At 60.1% G+C, this 15,439-nt stretch carries 10 protein-coding genes and 1 pseudogene; 4 read left to right on the top strand and 7 right to left on the bottom strand.

What is annotated here, in order from left to right; genetic code table 11:
• Positions 1-142 precede the first annotated feature (142 nt).
• Positions 143-5,134, top strand: a complete 4,992-nt coding sequence (locus AB9L16_RS20485) for a dermonecrotic toxin domain-containing protein (protein ID WP_375122618.1) — start codon at positions 143-145, stop codon at positions 5,132-5,134.
• Positions 5,135-5,225: 91 nt separating this feature from the next.
• Here AB9L16_RS20485 and AB9L16_RS20490 read toward each other — a convergent pair whose 3' ends face one another.
• From AB9L16_RS20490 to AB9L16_RS20510, 5 genes and pseudogenes are all read right to left on the bottom strand, one after another.
• Positions 5,226-5,741, bottom strand: coding sequence for a CS1 type fimbrial major subunit (locus AB9L16_RS20490; protein WP_375122619.1), 516 nt, complete (start codon positions 5,739-5,741; stop codon positions 5,226-5,228).
• 33 nt (positions 5,742-5,774) lie between these two features.
• Positions 5,775-6,517: pseudogene (locus tag AB9L16_RS20495) on the bottom strand (molecular chaperone).
• A 44-nt stretch (positions 6,518-6,561) separates the two neighbouring features.
• Positions 6,562-7,779, bottom strand: coding sequence for a hypothetical protein (locus AB9L16_RS20500; RefSeq protein WP_375122620.1), 1,218 nt, complete (start codon positions 7,777-7,779; stop codon positions 6,562-6,564).
• Positions 7,780-7,783: 4 nt separating this feature from the next.
• On the bottom strand, positions 7,784-10,306 hold the full coding sequence (locus tag AB9L16_RS20505; RefSeq protein WP_056790099.1) for a TcfC E-set like domain-containing protein: 2,523 nt from the start codon (positions 10,304-10,306) through the stop codon (positions 7,784-7,786).
• 113 nt (positions 10,307-10,419) lie between these two features.
• Positions 10,420-10,908 carry a CS1 type fimbrial major subunit gene (locus tag AB9L16_RS20510; RefSeq protein ID WP_041479903.1) on the bottom strand — a complete coding sequence of 163 codons (489 nt, stop codon included), beginning with the start codon at positions 10,906-10,908 and terminating at the stop codon, positions 10,420-10,422.
• Between the two features lie 495 nt (positions 10,909-11,403).
• Between AB9L16_RS20510 and AB9L16_RS20515 the strand changes: the two genes are divergently transcribed.
• Together AB9L16_RS20515 and AB9L16_RS20520 are read left to right on the top strand one after the other, a co-directional pair.
• Entirely contained in the window at positions 11,404-11,979 is a 576-nt protein-coding gene (locus tag AB9L16_RS20515; protein WP_016773362.1) for a PadR family transcriptional regulator, read from the top strand.
• A complete protein-coding gene (locus AB9L16_RS20520) occupies positions 11,976-12,761 on the top strand; it encodes a siderophore-interacting protein (RefSeq protein ID WP_056790103.1) in 786 nt (261 codons plus the stop codon). The genes AB9L16_RS20515 and AB9L16_RS20520 overlap by 4 nt, the downstream gene beginning before the upstream one ends.
• A 121-nt stretch (positions 12,762-12,882) precedes the next feature.
• Here AB9L16_RS20520 and AB9L16_RS20525 read toward each other — a convergent pair whose 3' ends face one another.
• Entirely contained in the window at positions 12,883-13,521 is a 639-nt protein-coding gene (locus AB9L16_RS20525) for a Pr6Pr family membrane protein (protein WP_095181724.1), read from the bottom strand.
• A 1-nt stretch (position 13,522) separates the two neighbouring features.
• Positions 13,523-13,753 (bottom strand): VF530 family DNA-binding protein, encoded by a 231-nt coding sequence (locus AB9L16_RS20530; RefSeq protein ID WP_016773359.1) that lies wholly within the window; start codon positions 13,751-13,753, stop codon positions 13,523-13,525.
• Between the two features lie 298 nt (positions 13,754-14,051).
• On the opposite strand from AB9L16_RS20530, the gene AB9L16_RS20535 reads away from it, so the two are divergent.
• The gene (locus AB9L16_RS20535; protein WP_375122621.1) at positions 14,052-15,413 is read left to right on the top strand and encodes a carbohydrate porin; all 1,362 of its coding nucleotides are present in this window, start codon (positions 14,052-14,054) and stop codon (positions 15,411-15,413) included.
• Positions 15,414-15,439: the final 26 nt, after the last annotated feature.

Genomic DNA, 15,439 nt, shown 5'->3' on the forward strand with positions numbered 1-15,439 from the left:
GGTGGTATTCGTGCATTGTTCCGATTCGAATTCTTGTCGCATCGCTGAGGCGATCACACGTTTGGCTCCCGATCTTTGAACTTTTGTTTTGCCCTGCCGCCGGTACGCTGATCATTCCTCAAACAATCAAGGATGATTGGCCATGTCTGACTCCCCTCAGCCTGCCGAAGCCGCCGACAAAGGCCGGCATTACGCGTTCATCGAATCGGCTGTCAGCGCGCCGTTCAAAACTGCAACGCTCAGCCGCAGCCTGGCACTCGCCGCCACGCCACTGAAGCGCGAACCCTGGTACAGCGCACCCGGTACGTTTGCCAGCCGACTCGCCGCCGCCAATCTCAAGGCCTGGGACTCGCAGAACAAGGTCGATCATCTGCTGGCCAGGACCGACCTGTACGCCTTCGCCGAGCCGCTGCTCAAAGCAAGGATCAAGCAATGCCATGGCATCGAGCCGGACGTCAGGAAGACCTGGCTGCGCCTGTATATCCCCGCCAGCAGTCCCTGGTATGCAATCGACGTGGTCGACGGTTCGACGACCCGTACGGTCTCACTGCTCGATGCCGCTCTGCACAACTTTGCCGCCAACGAGACAGTCGGCGCAGGCTCGGACTACATCAGCCAGCCTGATGCGCGCGGCCACTTCGACGTCTTGCCGCTCAAAAACCAAATGCCCATCAGCCAGTTCCAGACACTGTGTCGCGACCTCGACCTGGGCGGGCAATATGCCAGGCACTTGCAGGGCTACTTGCTGCCCGGCGAAGCGCTGGCCGAGAGCCTTCTGCAATACAAGATCGGCACCAGCCTCAAAGACGCCCTCGCCGTCGCGGCGCACATCGCCTTGCTCAAGGCAGAGATCCAGTACGACACCTTCAGGATGGTGCTCAGCTTCAGCACAGAGGAAAACCCGCGCTTGCGTCTCAACAACCGTTCGATTCGCTGCAATGACCTGTCCATGCTCGGTACCCGCCTGACCGGCATTCTGTTGCTGATGCACGGCCACCCCGACAGTCGTGGGGTTCGACGCCTGATCGTCTACGTGCCGCACGATCCGGATCATCCACTCAAGGAGTACGAGTCGCTGGCTGCGTTTCGTGAAGAACTGACCCGCCAGTTGCGCGAGGACCGCCTGAGCGCCTCGACCGGGCATACGTACCGGCAATTCTTCAGCCAGTTTGTCGATCAGCAGCAACGTGGGCATTTTTTTGCCGAACTCGAACAGCGGTTGTTCGTCGTCCGCCATCACGAACGCGAGCAGAGCACCGACCAGCGCCCGGTGTGGCGCAAGGACCCGGTGGAAAAGCCCAGGTTGCAGTTCACGCGCTTGCCGTTGCAGGGCGATTACTGGCGGCACGTCTATCAGCAGAAACTCAACAAGGTCATCAATGATGCGCGGCAAATCGCTGTCTCGACCGCCGATGCCGATAGCAACGCACGCTGGGCATGGTGGGACAACTTCAAGCGGATCGTCTCGGACATCTTCAACGTCGCCCTGCTGATTGCCACGCCCTTTGTGCCTGGTCTGGGCGAGGTGATGATGGCCTATACCGCCTATCAACTGACCAGCGATGTGATTGAAGGCATCGTCGATCTGGCCGAAGGCGTCTGGGAGGAAGCTGCCGGACATGTCATCAGTGTGGTGACCGATGTCATTCAACTGGCGGCGTTCGGCGCCGGCGCGCAGATTGGCGAAACGTTGCGGATAAAACTTTCACCGCAGGTCGATGCCATGCAACAGGTCAAATTGCCCGACGGCAAACCAAGCCTGTGGCATCGCGACCTCAGCCCTTATGCACGCGACGAGCTGAGCCTGGCAGCGCAATCGAAGCCCGATCGTCACGGCCTGCATCAACATGCCAGCGCCAGCGTCCTGCCGCTGGAAGGCAAGCTCTATGTGGTGGAAAAAGCCTCCGCCGATGCCACCAGCAAAACCCACCGGATCAAACATCCGAATCGAGAAAATGCCTACCAGCCACGGATCGAACACAACGGTCACGGCGCCTGGCTGCATGAAGCAGAATCGCCAGGCGACTGGCCCGACGCCCGGCTGATGCCTCGCCTGGGTCACAGCGTCGAGCGCTTCACGCCTGTGCAACTGGAGGACATCCGGCGCAGCAGCGGCACCAGCCACGATGAACTGCGTCGCATGCACAGCGACAACAGCCCGCCACCGCCGCTGCTGGCCGACACGGTCAGGCGCGTCAGTGCATACGAGGATGTCATCGAGGCTGCGCAGAACCTGCGTAACGGCAAACCGATCGATGCCGACGCGGTATGGCTGGAGCCGATGCTGACCAGCCTGCCGGGCTGGCCGCCGCGACGCGCGCTGGAGGTTTTCGCGCGTCAGGACCTGACCGGCTACTCGCATAAATACGGCAACGCGCTGGCGTCCGAAGCCGACACGTTGCGCATCAGCCAGGCTGATCTCAACGCCGGACATTTGCCCGAGCGGGTCGCCGGGTTCCTGCGCGACGACGAGTTCAATCATCTGCTCGGCCCGATGGTCACTGCCGAGCAACGGGTCGAGGTCCTGCGCGGTCAACTGGCCGACGCGCTCAATGAGCAGCGCAGCGCCGTCGCCCGCCATCTGTACCAGGCCGGGCAGCGCAACGGCCACGCCGACATTGCCGTGATCAGACAGTCGTTTCCGGATCTGCCGTTGTCCTTGGCGGAGACGGTTCTGAGCCAGGCTCGCGTCGCCGAACGGCAACGCATCAGCGACGAACAGCACTTGCCGCTACGCCTGAAGAATCAGGCCCGGGAGCTGGATTTCGAGGCGTCGGCCAGTCGCGCGTACGACGGTTTTTACCGGGACGATCTGATGACTGAACAGACCGAACGCCTGGCGCTCAATACGCTGAAAATCCACACCGACACCTTTGCCGACCTGCGCATCGAAGTGTTCGACGGCAGCCCGCACGGTCCGTTGCGCTGCAGTGTCGGGCCGCAGGACGCCAGCACTGTAAGGCAGCTGCTGAGGCGTGGCGAAGGCCGTTATGAAGTGCGCGACGCCAAGGGTCAGCTGCTGCATGACAGTAGCGATTTCCACGAAGCCATCCTGCGCGCCGTACCGCTCGAAACGCTGGCGAGTACCGGTTATCAGCGCGGTCAGGGCCGCGCCTTGAAACTGTGGATCATGGAACAAAGCGCCCCGCCAGCCGAACGCCGTATTGCTCTGGCGCAACCGCCGATCCGAACGGTCGCCCCCCGCGAGACGGAGATTCTTCTACGCGGCTGGCCCTGGGCGGCAAAAACCCCGGAACAGCGGCTCAGACAGTTGTACCCGAAACTGAACGACAGAGAGGTCGCGGGTTTCCTGATGACGCTGGAAAAAAAGGGCAACAGCGAACGCGCCATCGGCGACCTTGAGCGCGAACGCGAAGTGCTCGACAACGCCCTCGACAGCTGGCGCAGCAGTTACACCCCCGTCATTGAAGACAACGGGGAACTGATCGCGCTGCCAACGGATTTCGTCCGCGAGGGCGGCTTGTACATCGAGCAGCAATTGAGGAAGTGCTTCAAACGCGAGAACGAAAGGCCCGGCGCACGCAATCCCCATCCGGAACACGGCTATACGCTGGACCTTTCAGCCGAACTGCCGCTACCGAACCTTGAGTCATGGTGGCGCGACTTGCGACGGCGTCGCGGGATGCAGCAATACTTCGACCGGATTACCGGACTGAACATCGCCAACGTTGCGCTTTCAACCACACCGGACAGCCTGCTGGCGAGTTTCCCGAATCTGCGGCAATTGAGCGCCCAGCGCTGCGGTTTCAAGGAGGTGCCGGCTGCCCTAGGGAAAATGCATCAATTGCAGACGCTGGACCTGTCGCACAACAGCATTGAACTGACCTATGACTCAAGCACGCGCCTGAGCAATCTCACCCGCCTGCACAGCCTGAATCTCAATGGCAACAACCTGCGTGTGCCGCCGGATATCGGGCGCATGGAGCAACTGGTCGAACTGAACCTGGTCAATACGCGCATTCGCGATTGGCCGGCAGGATGGCTTGAAGTCGATGGACAGATACGGCAGCGCCCGAAAGGCTTCTACCTGGACATGCGAGACAATCCGCTCGACACCCTGCCCCGGGTCGAACCCGGTAGCGATCAGGCGCGCCTGCTGGCTCGCGCACGGATCAGTGTTGCCAAATTCGACAGTGACCAGTTGCGGCGTCTTGGCGAGTATCGCCAGTCGGTAGGGTTGAGCGTCGTGCCCGGTTATTCATCCGCCGCCGCCGATGAGCTTGATTACTGGAAGTTGATGCCCGCCAATGCTGATCCGTCCCACCCCTCGGCAGCCTTCAGCCGATACCGCGAGCAGTCCTGGCATGACCTGATGGCCGAGCCTGATTCCGCCGGCTTTTTCAGCGTGATCCGCAAGCAACGCGAATCCGCCGATTACGGGACTGACGCGGGGCGGCGGAATTTGACCGCACGGGTCTGGGACATGGTCGATGCGGCGGCGCTCGACGAACATCTGCGCAAAAAGCTCTTCGAGCAGAACGTGTCTGCACAGGACTGCGCTGATCTGGGCCAGCAGCTGTTCAATTCACTGGGGCTCAAAGTCCTGGTATCCAAGGCCTACAACGAAACGGCATCGGCCTCGCAGCTGGAAGACAGACTCGTGCGTCTGGCGCGCAGCGCGGCTCGCCTTGATCGGGTCAGCGATGAGGCCGCCATGGAGGTCAGTCGTCAGCAGCAGCAACACCTGATCGATCCGCGCCTGCCGGCGCCGGACGAAATTCAGATTCATCGGGCGTTCGAAGCGGGCCTGGGCGAGCGTCTGGATTTGCCCTGGCAAGCGGGGGGCATGCCTGTGCAGCCTCGGGCCGGGGTAAGCGAGGAAAAGCTCAACGCGGCTTACCAGAGAATCATCCAGCGCGAACAAGGGGATGGCCTGGTCAACGGCATGACCGATCTCTATACCGATCCTTTCTGGGAGGATTACCTGCGCAATACCTATCCTGACCGTTATCAGGAAAATCTGCGCCTGTTCGAAGAAAAATTCCGTCAGCTCGACAGCCAGGTGTTCAGCAGCGACCGGGAGTACAGGAAGCTGGCCGACAAAATCAGCTACGAGCGCAACGAGCTATCCCGCGCCTTGAGTCGCGAAGCCCTCGACAGGGCCGGACTCTGAAACCATCACACGGCATTCGGCGAGCGTTTCAGGCTGGCCGAATCTGCCCACGGACCCTGGTCGTGCTTGCGATACCCACCGCGTAAGACATTCAGGCATCAGCGTCATTGCCGTCTGGCGCGCTGGCGTTGAACAACAACACTACGTTGCCGCTGTAATGCCCGGGGCGATACCCACCTGGGGGTTTGATGGGTTCGATTTTCAGCAGCACACGTTTACCGACAGCGGCCTCTTCTTTCGACAGCACTTGCTGCGGGGTGATGTGAGAACTCAGCACGACGTCATTGAACGTCACCCGCAGCTCAATCACTTCACCCGTTGTGCCGGTGTCAATGAATGGCTCGGTGGCCAGACGCGCCTCGATGGCGCTGCTGTCATGCCGCATGTCAAAAGATTTTTCCAGATTGCCCAGGCTGTCCGTGGCATGGTGCCAGGCCAGCACCTGCGGACGGTGAATCCAGTCCGGTTGTGCCGGAATGATGTAGAAGGGCCGACTGGGAATGGTCAGCGACACTTCGAAGGTGTGCTCCTCCCGGGCGGCCCACGTCACTGCCGCGGTCAACGCGGCGGCGACCGCCAGCAGGGCGGCGGTGCATTGCTTGATCATGTTGGCTACCTGATGCGTGAATGGAAAACCGGCCTAGCGGCTGGCGACTTTCATGGTTTTCTTGTCGCTGCCTTCGATCAGAAAGAAGCGGTACTCACGGCCCTTTTCCTTGTTGAAGGCAAAGGATTTGCCCGCCAGCACGTGGTGTTTGGTAGTCGCCCCGCAATCGCTTTCCTTGCTCAGCGAACAGCTCTTGAACTCATCGACGATCACCACGGTATTGCCGTTGTTGCGCAGTTCGTAGCGACCCTCGGTTTCGTTGATTGCCGTGGCGTAACGCGCTTCCCTGGGGCGGACAAAGAAGATCGTGCCAAACCCGGTCATGACGTTGACGCCGGCCGACAACGACTTTTGTAATCCTCCCGCTCTTCACCGGTGACGACAAAATCGTCTTCCTTTTCCGGCACCACGGGCACGAAGCGCACGCGGAAATAGCGTTCTCGATCCCGTTCGCCCATGTACAGCAAGCGTGTGCCCTGCATGCCTTGCGCCGGGACGATCAGCCGCGCCGGGCTGGCCATCAGGCCGTTGCGCGAGGCGCCATCGGCGGCGTTCTCGACAGCAATTTCCTTGGGCGTGCCGGCGTCGTCGTAAACGATTTCGAGCACATTGATCTTGACGAATGCGGTGGCGTCGCCGCTGTTGAAAACCCGTTTGAGATAGGTGCTCTTGTCGGCTTCCAGATAGTCGTAAACGGTGCCGACATTGATCTGCGGCCCGGCCTGCGCCGTCAGGCAAAAAACGCTGAGCAGGCCCAGCAAAAGACCACGGTTCATCGTGTTGAACTCCATGAACGTTGAGTGAAAGCGGACCGGGACGCTCATACTTCCGAATCCCAGATAATGGTGACGTTGCCGCGCAAACGGTCGTTCTTGCCCGGCCTGAGCAGGAAATCGATTTCTCTCGAGTCCATGTCGAAATGCAGATAGCCAGGCTTGCGCTCCACATACATTCCAGGCTGAAAAGGCGCTGACCAGCGATTGAAATCCAGGGGGATCCGGTTGACCTGACCGCCGCCGGGGCCAATGATGCCCGGCGGCAGACTCATCCTGACTTGAACCCGAGAGCTATCGCCCTTCGGGCTACCCAGGTTGCAGACATTTCCGCCTTGGGAATTGCACAACAACATGACCTTGAAACGCGAAGAGGCCGAAATGTAGAAGACCTGGTCGGCAAATATCCGTGTGGGTTTGCGTCCGCTGTTGATCCATGGCTCCCAGCCACCTACGGGCTCAAGCGTGACCCGAGTGCCGCCGGGGGGCAGGTCGACCTTGAGGGTGTGTTGCACGTCGAGGACGAAATCCAGGGTCAGCGTGGGGTCGTCGGGCTGCAGCAAGAGGCCGCCCAGAACAAAATCGCGGCCGCCTCCCAAGGTGTAAGTAACCGAACCGGTATATTGCCCGGTAGACATGCCCAACGGATTGGGAGTCCTTAATTCATAAGCAAAATCCATCTTGTCGAAAGCTATTGACGGGAGACGGTAGGCGGCGTTTTTGGAGCAGCCAGCTTGTACCGGGGTCTTCCAGAAGAAGCGATAACTGTCAGGACCATAGGACGCCACACCGCTGTAACGGCAGGGTTCCGGCACATAAACCCAACCGCTGGAGTCCCATAATTTGTCATGCGCTTGAGCGTCGTCTGACACGCCGGTGATGTTGGTCGCGGAATCGCCCAGAATGTACGTGGAGCCGATACCGATGATGCGCACTTCGACGGTTTCGGTTTCCTGCGTTTGCATATTGGTAACTGTCAATTGTCGCCAGTCGGCCGGGGCTTTCACCAGCATCGGTTCACCACGTGAGATGAAGCGTGTGGAGTCGAACCGTACAGGCATCTCGATGCTGAAAATGTTGTGGTCGGCGCATTGCGCCGGGTAGCTTGCGCAGTAGCCGGTGTTGGGGGTTTTGTTCACGAACAGATTCTTGCCTGGCTGCGTCGGGTCAGGCTGAAACGTCGCACGGATTTCCTGATTGAACCCATGGGCGGTGGACATGGCCAACGCCAGCGTCAGCGCGCAGCCTGCCTGGAAGATTTTCATATGCTCAGCCTGCCTTCATTTCGGTGGTAGTGACGTCGGCGAGGGTGTCTGGGGTGCAACGCAGATCGCCGATCATCAACACGTCGTTTTCGCTGCGGTGGTCGGCCTCGTTCAAGCGGAACTGGCACAACAACTGGTTGCCCTGGCGCACTTCCAGGGTGGGTGAACCGGCGTTCATTTCCATCGAGAAGAAACCGTCGACTTCGGTCACGCCACGGCTGGCGTGGTTGATCACGTGGTGGCCCTTGAGCGGCCGCCCGCTTGCATCGACCAGGCGACCGAGCACGGTGAGGGTTTTCATCACGCGAACCTTGCGATACTCGATGCCGCCCTTGTTCAGGTGATAGCGGGTTCGCGCCGGTTCGATGGTGGCGGCCGGTACGGTGTTGCCTTCGAAGTCGAAGCTCACCGAGCTGTTCTGATAAGCGGTGATCGGAATGAAATTGCGCCCCGGCTTCAGCGCGGCACCGCCGCCGCTGTAGTCATCGGCCCGCAGGACGATGTCGTCGATATCCGACTCGACGTCGACGATCATTCCCGCACCGCGCACGTCGCTCTGGCTGGTCAGCAGCATCTTTTCGCCGCCGACCACCAGTGTGCTGTCGAGGTTGAGCCCGCCAGTGAAGTTGCCGTTGTAGGAAGAGCGCTGGACGAAGGCGTCGCCGTTTACCGCGTCGGTGCGGAAATTGGTCAGGCTCGACATGCCCAGGCCGTAAGTGTCGGTAAGCGCCGTCACCGAGACGCTTTGCAGCACGTGATCCTTGAAATCCTTGCGCCAGCCGAGCGAAGCATTGTTGTCGCGTTTGCCGTCGCGGGCCGTGCGTGAACCGATGCTGCCGGTGAGCTGCTGACCGGGAGCGCCCAACGCCAGGTTGATGCTCAGATCGACGCCGCGATTGCGCGCATCGCCACTGCTGAAACTGCCCGGGCGATCAAAGACCGACAGGCGCCAACTGGCATCACTGCCCAGCAATACGGCGCGCTGGGTCCAGCCCAGATCCACGCCCACGCCTTCGACATTGCCTTCGCTATGCGAGACCCGGGCATTGACCGAACTCTTGCTGCTCAGCCGATGGTTGAGCGCCAGCGACGAATTGCTGGTCTGGCCGACAAACACGTTACGTGGGCGAACGCGCGTGCCGTCCGGCAGCGTGTCGTAGGTGTTGGTGGTGTCGAGCCAGCTGCGGTTGTGGCTGATCACCAGACTGCCCGCGCCATAGTTGTAAAGGCTTTGCAGGTCCAGACCGGTGCCGTAATCCTCGGTCTTGTAGACATTGGCATACAGGCTGACGTGGTTGGCCAGGGTCCAGTCGATGGAAGTACCGTATTGCAGTTTTTCGCGGATCTGCCGCGCCGACGCGCCGACAATCACCCGTGGGTGCAGCAGGTAATTGACCGCCGCACCGGCGGTGGGACTGCCGCTCGATTGCGTGTCCCAGTTGCTCAGCAGTTTGCTTTCTTCACCGGCAAACACGTTGTAGCGCCAGCGTTCGTCAAGGTTGCGCCAGTTGCTGGGCTTGTACACCAACTCCTGGGTGGTGGAGGTGATCTGGCCGTCTTCGATCAGGCGCACTTCCACTTCATAAATACCGCCGGGCAGCGGCCGGGTGTCGAGGGTCTGCAAACCGGCCGGCACCGATTGGGTATTGATCAACAGACCGTCGCGCCAGATCTCCACCGAACCCTGCCGGTTGGCTGTCACGTAGATCGGGTAAACGCTGGGCATCGGGCTGTTGATCGCGAGGCTGTCGGAGCTGCCGTACATGAGGCCGACCGCCGTATCGGGGCTGGTGCCAAACGTGCGCGGCTGGCGCGTGAGTCCTTCGGAATTGGGGGTGAAATAACCCAGGCGCAAGAAACTGCCTTGCAGTTCGCGCTGGGTGTGCAGCTCGTGCACGGCGTGGTAGAGCTTGTCGTCGGGGCCACCAAGCCGGGCCAATTGCAGATTCAGCGTCTGGCTCCAGTTGCCCAGGCTTGAACTGGCTTCCAGGCCAAAGCGTCCGCCGAGGTCCTGATCCTGGCCACCGTTGAGGTTGAGCTGGTTGCGCACCATCAGGCCGCTGCTACCACCGCTCGGTTGCTCGTAATAACGCTTGGCTTGAAGGTCGCGTTCGGCGTTTTCGGTGACGATCGATACCAGCGAACTTTCCAGGTTGTAATGCACCGCGAGAAACTGGTCGGGGCAGGAACCGCTGCACGCACCTAATGGCACGCCGGGTTTGAGGTAGCTTGCCCATTTTTCCCGTTCAGCGGGGCCGAAGCGGTTTTCGCTGGTGTCGGTGAATTCGAGAAGGGTGATGCGATCATCGCGGGACAACACCACCATGGCCTCACCCAACGGCTGTTGGTCGACTTCGACCCGCACCGCCAGAGGCACATCAAAGAAATGCTCCTCGAAATCCGCTGGCAAGCCTTTGGCCTGCGCCAGCAAACTGCGTGGCGTCGTACCGGCGGTGTTGGATGCGACGGCTGCGCTGGCACAAAACAACAGCGCAAGCGCAGCCGCGATGGGTGTCATCGGGAACATGAACTCGTACTCTGATTGACTGACAATGAAAGTCCGTCGGGGCAAACATCACTGCCTGCCCCGTCGGTTGACGCCACTGCTGAAAAGCGAGCGTTTTGGACCTGATCAGTCGATCAGTTGCCGCCAACCGGTGGCACGGCGTCGAAGATCATCGCCACGGAACCGGTGTAGTCACCCGGCTGGAAGTTGCTGCCTTTGGCGGAGATTTTCAGCGGGGCGCGGTAGTTCACATCCGACTCGGATTCACCGACGACCATTTGCGGGGTCAGGGTCAGTTCCTTGTTGTTGAGCATGACCTGCAGGTCGATCGAGGTATTGCCGGCAACCAGTTTCGGCAGGCTTTCCAGACTGGCGTGAACCGAACCGTTGTTATTGCGCACGTCGAAGAAACCGTTGACGTCGGCCATCTTGCCGGTGGTCGGCTGATAGCTCATGTCCTGGTCCTTGTTGACCAGATCCGGATCAGTCGGCACCACATAGAAACCGTTGGTTGGCACATGAGCGATCAGGCTGATGGAGTGCGACGCTTCGCCCGCAGCGAAGGCAGTGGAGGACATTGCCAGAAGAGCCAGTGGAGCAGCGATTGCGATTTTCTTGAACATCGTTCAGTACCTGTTTGCTTTATATAGGGGGTGTCATTGAAAGTTCACAAACCATTTGCTCATCGACCGCCAGAGCAACTTGAACTTTCAATGGCGGGCATCATCGGCTGTTGCCTCTGGAATGTAAGCAGGCAACTTCCGACAAACTCGTAGTTAAACAACCTCACACCCCGCCAGAAAAAAGAACAAAAAACAGATACTTGCAACATTCGCTGTAAGTTGCGCCCTACACACAGTTACAGGCAAAAAACCATACAGCAACTTAGCCGCTTTAACGCGGCAACTTGCGAGGAATTAGAACATATACTCAAGTACAACTAGAGCGATAACTTTAACTTTACGGTCACCGCTTTGATTTATTGATCAAAAAACTTTTTCCGGCTCTTTTTCGCTTTGACCACTCGTCCGTCATGCTCAGGACAAGGCCAAAAACGTCTTGCGCAACCCTTAAGATATATCTTAAGTTATATCTAAATACGACGAGAGAGAAGCGAAATGAGAGACCATCATTCACCCCATCGCGAGCACGGCGATGGCCGCGACGGCTTCGAAAAACGCCCCGGTCGCGAACGCGGCGGTCGCGGCCCGCGAGTTTTTGCCCCCGGCGACTTGAAATTGCTGTTGCTGGCGCTGATCGCCGAGCAGCCCTGCCACGGCTACGACCTGATCCGCCAGATCGAAGGCATGTTCGATGGCGCTTACAGCCCGAGCCCCGGGGTGATCTACCCGACCCTGACCTTTCTGGAAGAGAGCGATTTGATTGCCGGTGATGCCGAGGCCGGCAAAAAGCGTTACAGCGTCACCGACGCCGGTCGTTTGTCTTTAAGTGAACAAGCGGTGGCGCTCGACGGCGTACGCATGCGCATTGACGTCAGCAAGCGCTCGCTGCGCGGCCATGATCGTCCGCCGGAAATCCACGAAGCGGTGCACAACCTGCGCCATGCCTTGCAGCTGCACCACGGGCGCTGGAGCGCCGAGGAAATCCTGCGCGTGCGCGACCTGCTCAACGACACCGCCAAAGCCATCGTCGACGGCCCTGCCGTTCAACCTGCCACGGAGAAAGCCGAATGACTGCAGTCGATACTCAAACCATTCACCGCGTGATGCACGAAATCAAACGGCGCAAGCTTGAAGTGCTGCGCGTCACCGACCTGACCCCACGCATGCGCCGCATCACCCTCGGCGGGCCGGAACTGGCCGGGTTCATCAGCCTGGGCACGGACGATCACGTCAAACTGCTGTTCCCGCAGAACGCCGAACAAGCGGCGGCGCTGGAGACGATGCAACTGGGCGCCGGCAAGGACAACGGGCCGATGCCCGAGATGCGCGACTACACCCCACGTCGTTACGACCTGGAAAAAATGGAGCTGGACATCGATTTCGTCCTGCACGGCGACGGCCCCGCCTCGACCTGGGCCGAGCAGGCACAACCGGGGCAGTTCCTGCACATCGGCGGGCCACGCGGGTCGATGATCGTGCCGGACATCTTTGACAGCTATCTGCTGATCGGCGACGAAACCGCCCTCCCCGCCATCGCCCGCCGCCTCGAACACCTCGCGGCGAATCGCAAGGCGCTGGTGGTGATCGAAGTGGAAAACGGCGCTGAGCAGCAAGTGCTGGAAAGCGCAGCGCCGTTCAATGTGATCTGGGTGCTGCGCGAAGGCGGCAAGGACAACCTGCTGGCTACCGTCAAGCAATTGCAGGTGCCCAAGGGCAATCTGTACGCATGGGTGGCGACCGAAACCAAGGTCTCACGGCAGATCCGCCGGGTACTGATCGATGAGCATGGGCTCGATGAACAGTTCATCAAGGCGGTCGGCTACTGGCGCGCCGAGGGCTCTGAGGAAGAGTGATCTCTTCCTGACCCATATCACCCTTGTGGGAGCGAGCCTGCTCGCGAAGGCATCGGCACAGTCGAAAGATTTGCTGGCTGACGCACCGCATTCGCGAGCAGGCTCGCTCCCACACTGGATCTCAACTTCGTGCGGACAATTTGCGGTCGAGGCCGATAATCAGCACCCCCACCAACACAAACCCCACCAATATCCCCCCGGCATTCGCCAGCACCTGTGGATAACCCAACACCGCCACATCAATGAACGGGTACGCATAGGCGCCGAGCAGATGCCCGCGCAGCAAGGCATAGATGAAGTACACCAGCGGATAGATCAGCCACAGCGGCAGATGCCACAGGCGCAACGTGCCTTTGGGGACGCAGCGCCACCAATAGCCGAGAAACAGCAATGGCATGACGTCGTGGAGCAACTCATCGGCAACAAACTGCCAGCCTTCGGGGTGCCACAAATGCCGTAACAGAATGCTGTAGGCCAGACCGACGACGGCGATACTCACCGCGATTCCACTGCTGACCCACGGTTGCAGAAACCAGCGCCGTGCGGCGGATTCGCGCTCGGTGACCGCGCAGGTCAACACCGTCGCCACCAAGGTGTTGGTCAATATGGTGAAGTAGCTGAAAAAACTCACCAGCCCGCCCAGCAGGCTGGCGCCGATGCTCAATCGTGCGAAGAAGATGAGGTACAGCTGAATCGTCAATCCGGCCCAGCCCAACACGGCCAGGCCGGTGATCAGGCGTCGGCGCCTCGCGCTGTCCATCTCAGAGCGGTCGCTTGGTGCGCATCAGCTTAACGTACAGGCGCTCGACCTTTTCCCGCGCCCACGGGGTTTTACGCAGGAAGGTCAGGCTCGACTTGATGCTCGGATCGCTCTTGAAGCAACGGATGTCGATACGCTCGGCCAGCCCCGACCACTCGTAGTGAGTCACCAGTGCATTGAGGATCTGTTCGAGGGTCACGCCGTGCAGCGGATCGGGGGATTGTTCGTTCATGCCGGGCCTTTGGGCGAAGTGATATGCAGAAGCCGCGCACCTTAGCCGAGGGGCAGAGCAGGTGGAAGGCCTTCCTGCAAATGTAGGCCAACCCGGGAAGATCGCAGGCTGTGGCCCGACTCACAATGCGCCCGTTTGCCGCACTGTTACCGAATCCGAAACGCTGCATGTCTGCAAAAGCGCTTTCTCAATTTGTTACAGATCATTATCCTGCCGCCCTTCCGCTGAAACGCTTCACTGCCTGCGACAATCTGAAGCGCTCGGCCTGCACCTGAAAACTTCAAAAAAAGACTTCTTCATGCCTGACTTTTCCTTCTCCCGAGACAGCGCTATCTCTGCCCTGCGCACCCTTGGCGGCTGCACCGCCCTCGGCCTTGCCACTTGCGCCCACGCGGCGCCGGCCTTCGACAGTGAATCACCGTACATGCTCGGTGACTGGAACGGCACGCGCACGGAACTTGCGGAAAAAGGCTACGACTTCAAACTCGATTACACCGGCGAAATGGGCAGCAACCTGCACGGCGGCTATGACCACGACCGCACTGCACGGTACAGCGACCAGTTCGGCCTCGGCACCCATCTGGATCTGCAGAAGATCCTCGGTTGGAACGACGCTGAATTTCAGCTGACCATCACCAAGCGCAGTGGCAACAACATCAGCAACGACCGCATCAACGACCCGCGCGTTGGCGGATTCACTTCCGCCCAGGAAGTCTGGGGTCGTGGCCAGACCACTCGCCTGACGCAGATGTGGTATCAGCAGAAATTCTTCGATCAGAAGCTCGACATCAAGGTCGGCCGTTTCGGCGAAGGCGAAGACTTCAACAGCTTCCCTTGCGACTTCCAGAACCTCGCGTTCTGCGGCTCGCAGGTCGGTAACTGGGTCGGCGGCATCTGGTACAACTGGCCGGTCAGCCAGTGGGCACTGCGGGTCAAATATCACCTGACGCCCGAGCTGTATGCGCAGGTCGGCGCCTACGAGCAGAACCCGTCGAACCTCGATCGCGGCAACGGCTTCAAACTCAGCGGCAGCGGCACGCAAGGCGCGATCCTGCCGGTCGAACTGGTGTGGACGCCGAAGCTCAACGGTCTGCCGGGCGAATACCGCGCCGGTTATTACTACAGCAATGCCAAGGCCTCTGACGTCTATAAAGACCGCAATGACCAACCGGCAGCGCTGAGCGGCGAAGCCTATCGCAGTGCCTCGAGCAAGCACGGCGTATGGCTGGGCATTCAGCAGCGGGTCACCAGCATCGCCAGTGACCACTCCCGTGGTTTGAGCCTGTTCGCCAACGCGACGATGCATGACAAGAAAACCAACGCCATCGACAACTACGTGCAGGCCGGCCTGACCTACAAAGGCCCGTTCGACGCCCGCGCCAAAGATGACATCGGTTTCGCCCTCGCTCGTGTGCACGTCAACCCGGCCTATCGCAAGAACGCCGAGGCGAGCAACCGCGCCAACGCCGTCTACGACTACGACAATCCGGCGTTCCTGCCACCGCAGGACACCGAATACAGCGCCGAGCTGTATTACGGCGTGCACGTGACCAACTGGCTGACCGTGCGCCCGAACCTGCAATACATCCGCCATCCCGGTGGCGTGAACGACGTCGACGACGCCCTGATCGGCGGGATCAAGATCCAGTCGTCGTTCTAAAAAACGCCACAAGGCCCTGTGGGAGC

This window comes from Pseudomonas sp. LW8 (assembly GCF_041956865.1).
Taxonomy (GTDB): domain Bacteria; phylum Pseudomonadota; class Gammaproteobacteria; order Pseudomonadales; family Pseudomonadaceae; genus Aquipseudomonas; species Aquipseudomonas siliginis.

Excerpts from the sequence above, each read along its gene's own strand:
- AB9L16_RS20485 (WP_375122618.1), top strand. The coding sequence starts at position 143 with ATGTCTGACTCCCCTCAGCCTGCCGAAGCCGCCGACAAAGGCCGGCAT.
- AB9L16_RS20490 (WP_375122619.1), bottom strand. The coding sequence starts at position 5,741 with ATGATCAAGCAATGCACCGCCGCCCTGCTGGCGGTCGCCGCCGCGTTG.
- AB9L16_RS20500 (WP_375122620.1), bottom strand. The coding sequence starts at position 7,779 with ATGAAAATCTTCCAGGCAGGCTGCGCGCTGACGCTGGCGTTGGCCATG.
- AB9L16_RS20505 (WP_056790099.1), bottom strand. The coding sequence starts at position 10,306 with ATGTTCCCGATGACACCCATCGCGGCTGCGCTTGCGCTGTTGTTTTGT.
- AB9L16_RS20510 (WP_041479903.1), bottom strand. The coding sequence starts at position 10,908 with ATGTTCAAGAAAATCGCAATCGCTGCTCCACTGGCTCTTCTGGCAATG.
- AB9L16_RS20515 (WP_016773362.1), top strand. The coding sequence starts at position 11,404 with ATGAGAGACCATCATTCACCCCATCGCGAGCACGGCGATGGCCGCGAC.
- AB9L16_RS20520 (WP_056790103.1), top strand. The coding sequence starts at position 11,976 with ATGACTGCAGTCGATACTCAAACCATTCACCGCGTGATGCACGAAATC.
- AB9L16_RS20525 (WP_095181724.1), bottom strand. The coding sequence starts at position 13,521 with ATGGACAGCGCGAGGCGCCGACGCCTGATCACCGGCCTGGCCGTGTTG.
- AB9L16_RS20530 (WP_016773359.1), bottom strand. The coding sequence starts at position 13,753 with ATGAACGAACAATCCCCCGATCCGCTGCACGGCGTGACCCTCGAACAG.
- AB9L16_RS20535 (WP_375122621.1), top strand. The coding sequence starts at position 14,052 with ATGCCTGACTTTTCCTTCTCCCGAGACAGCGCTATCTCTGCCCTGCGC.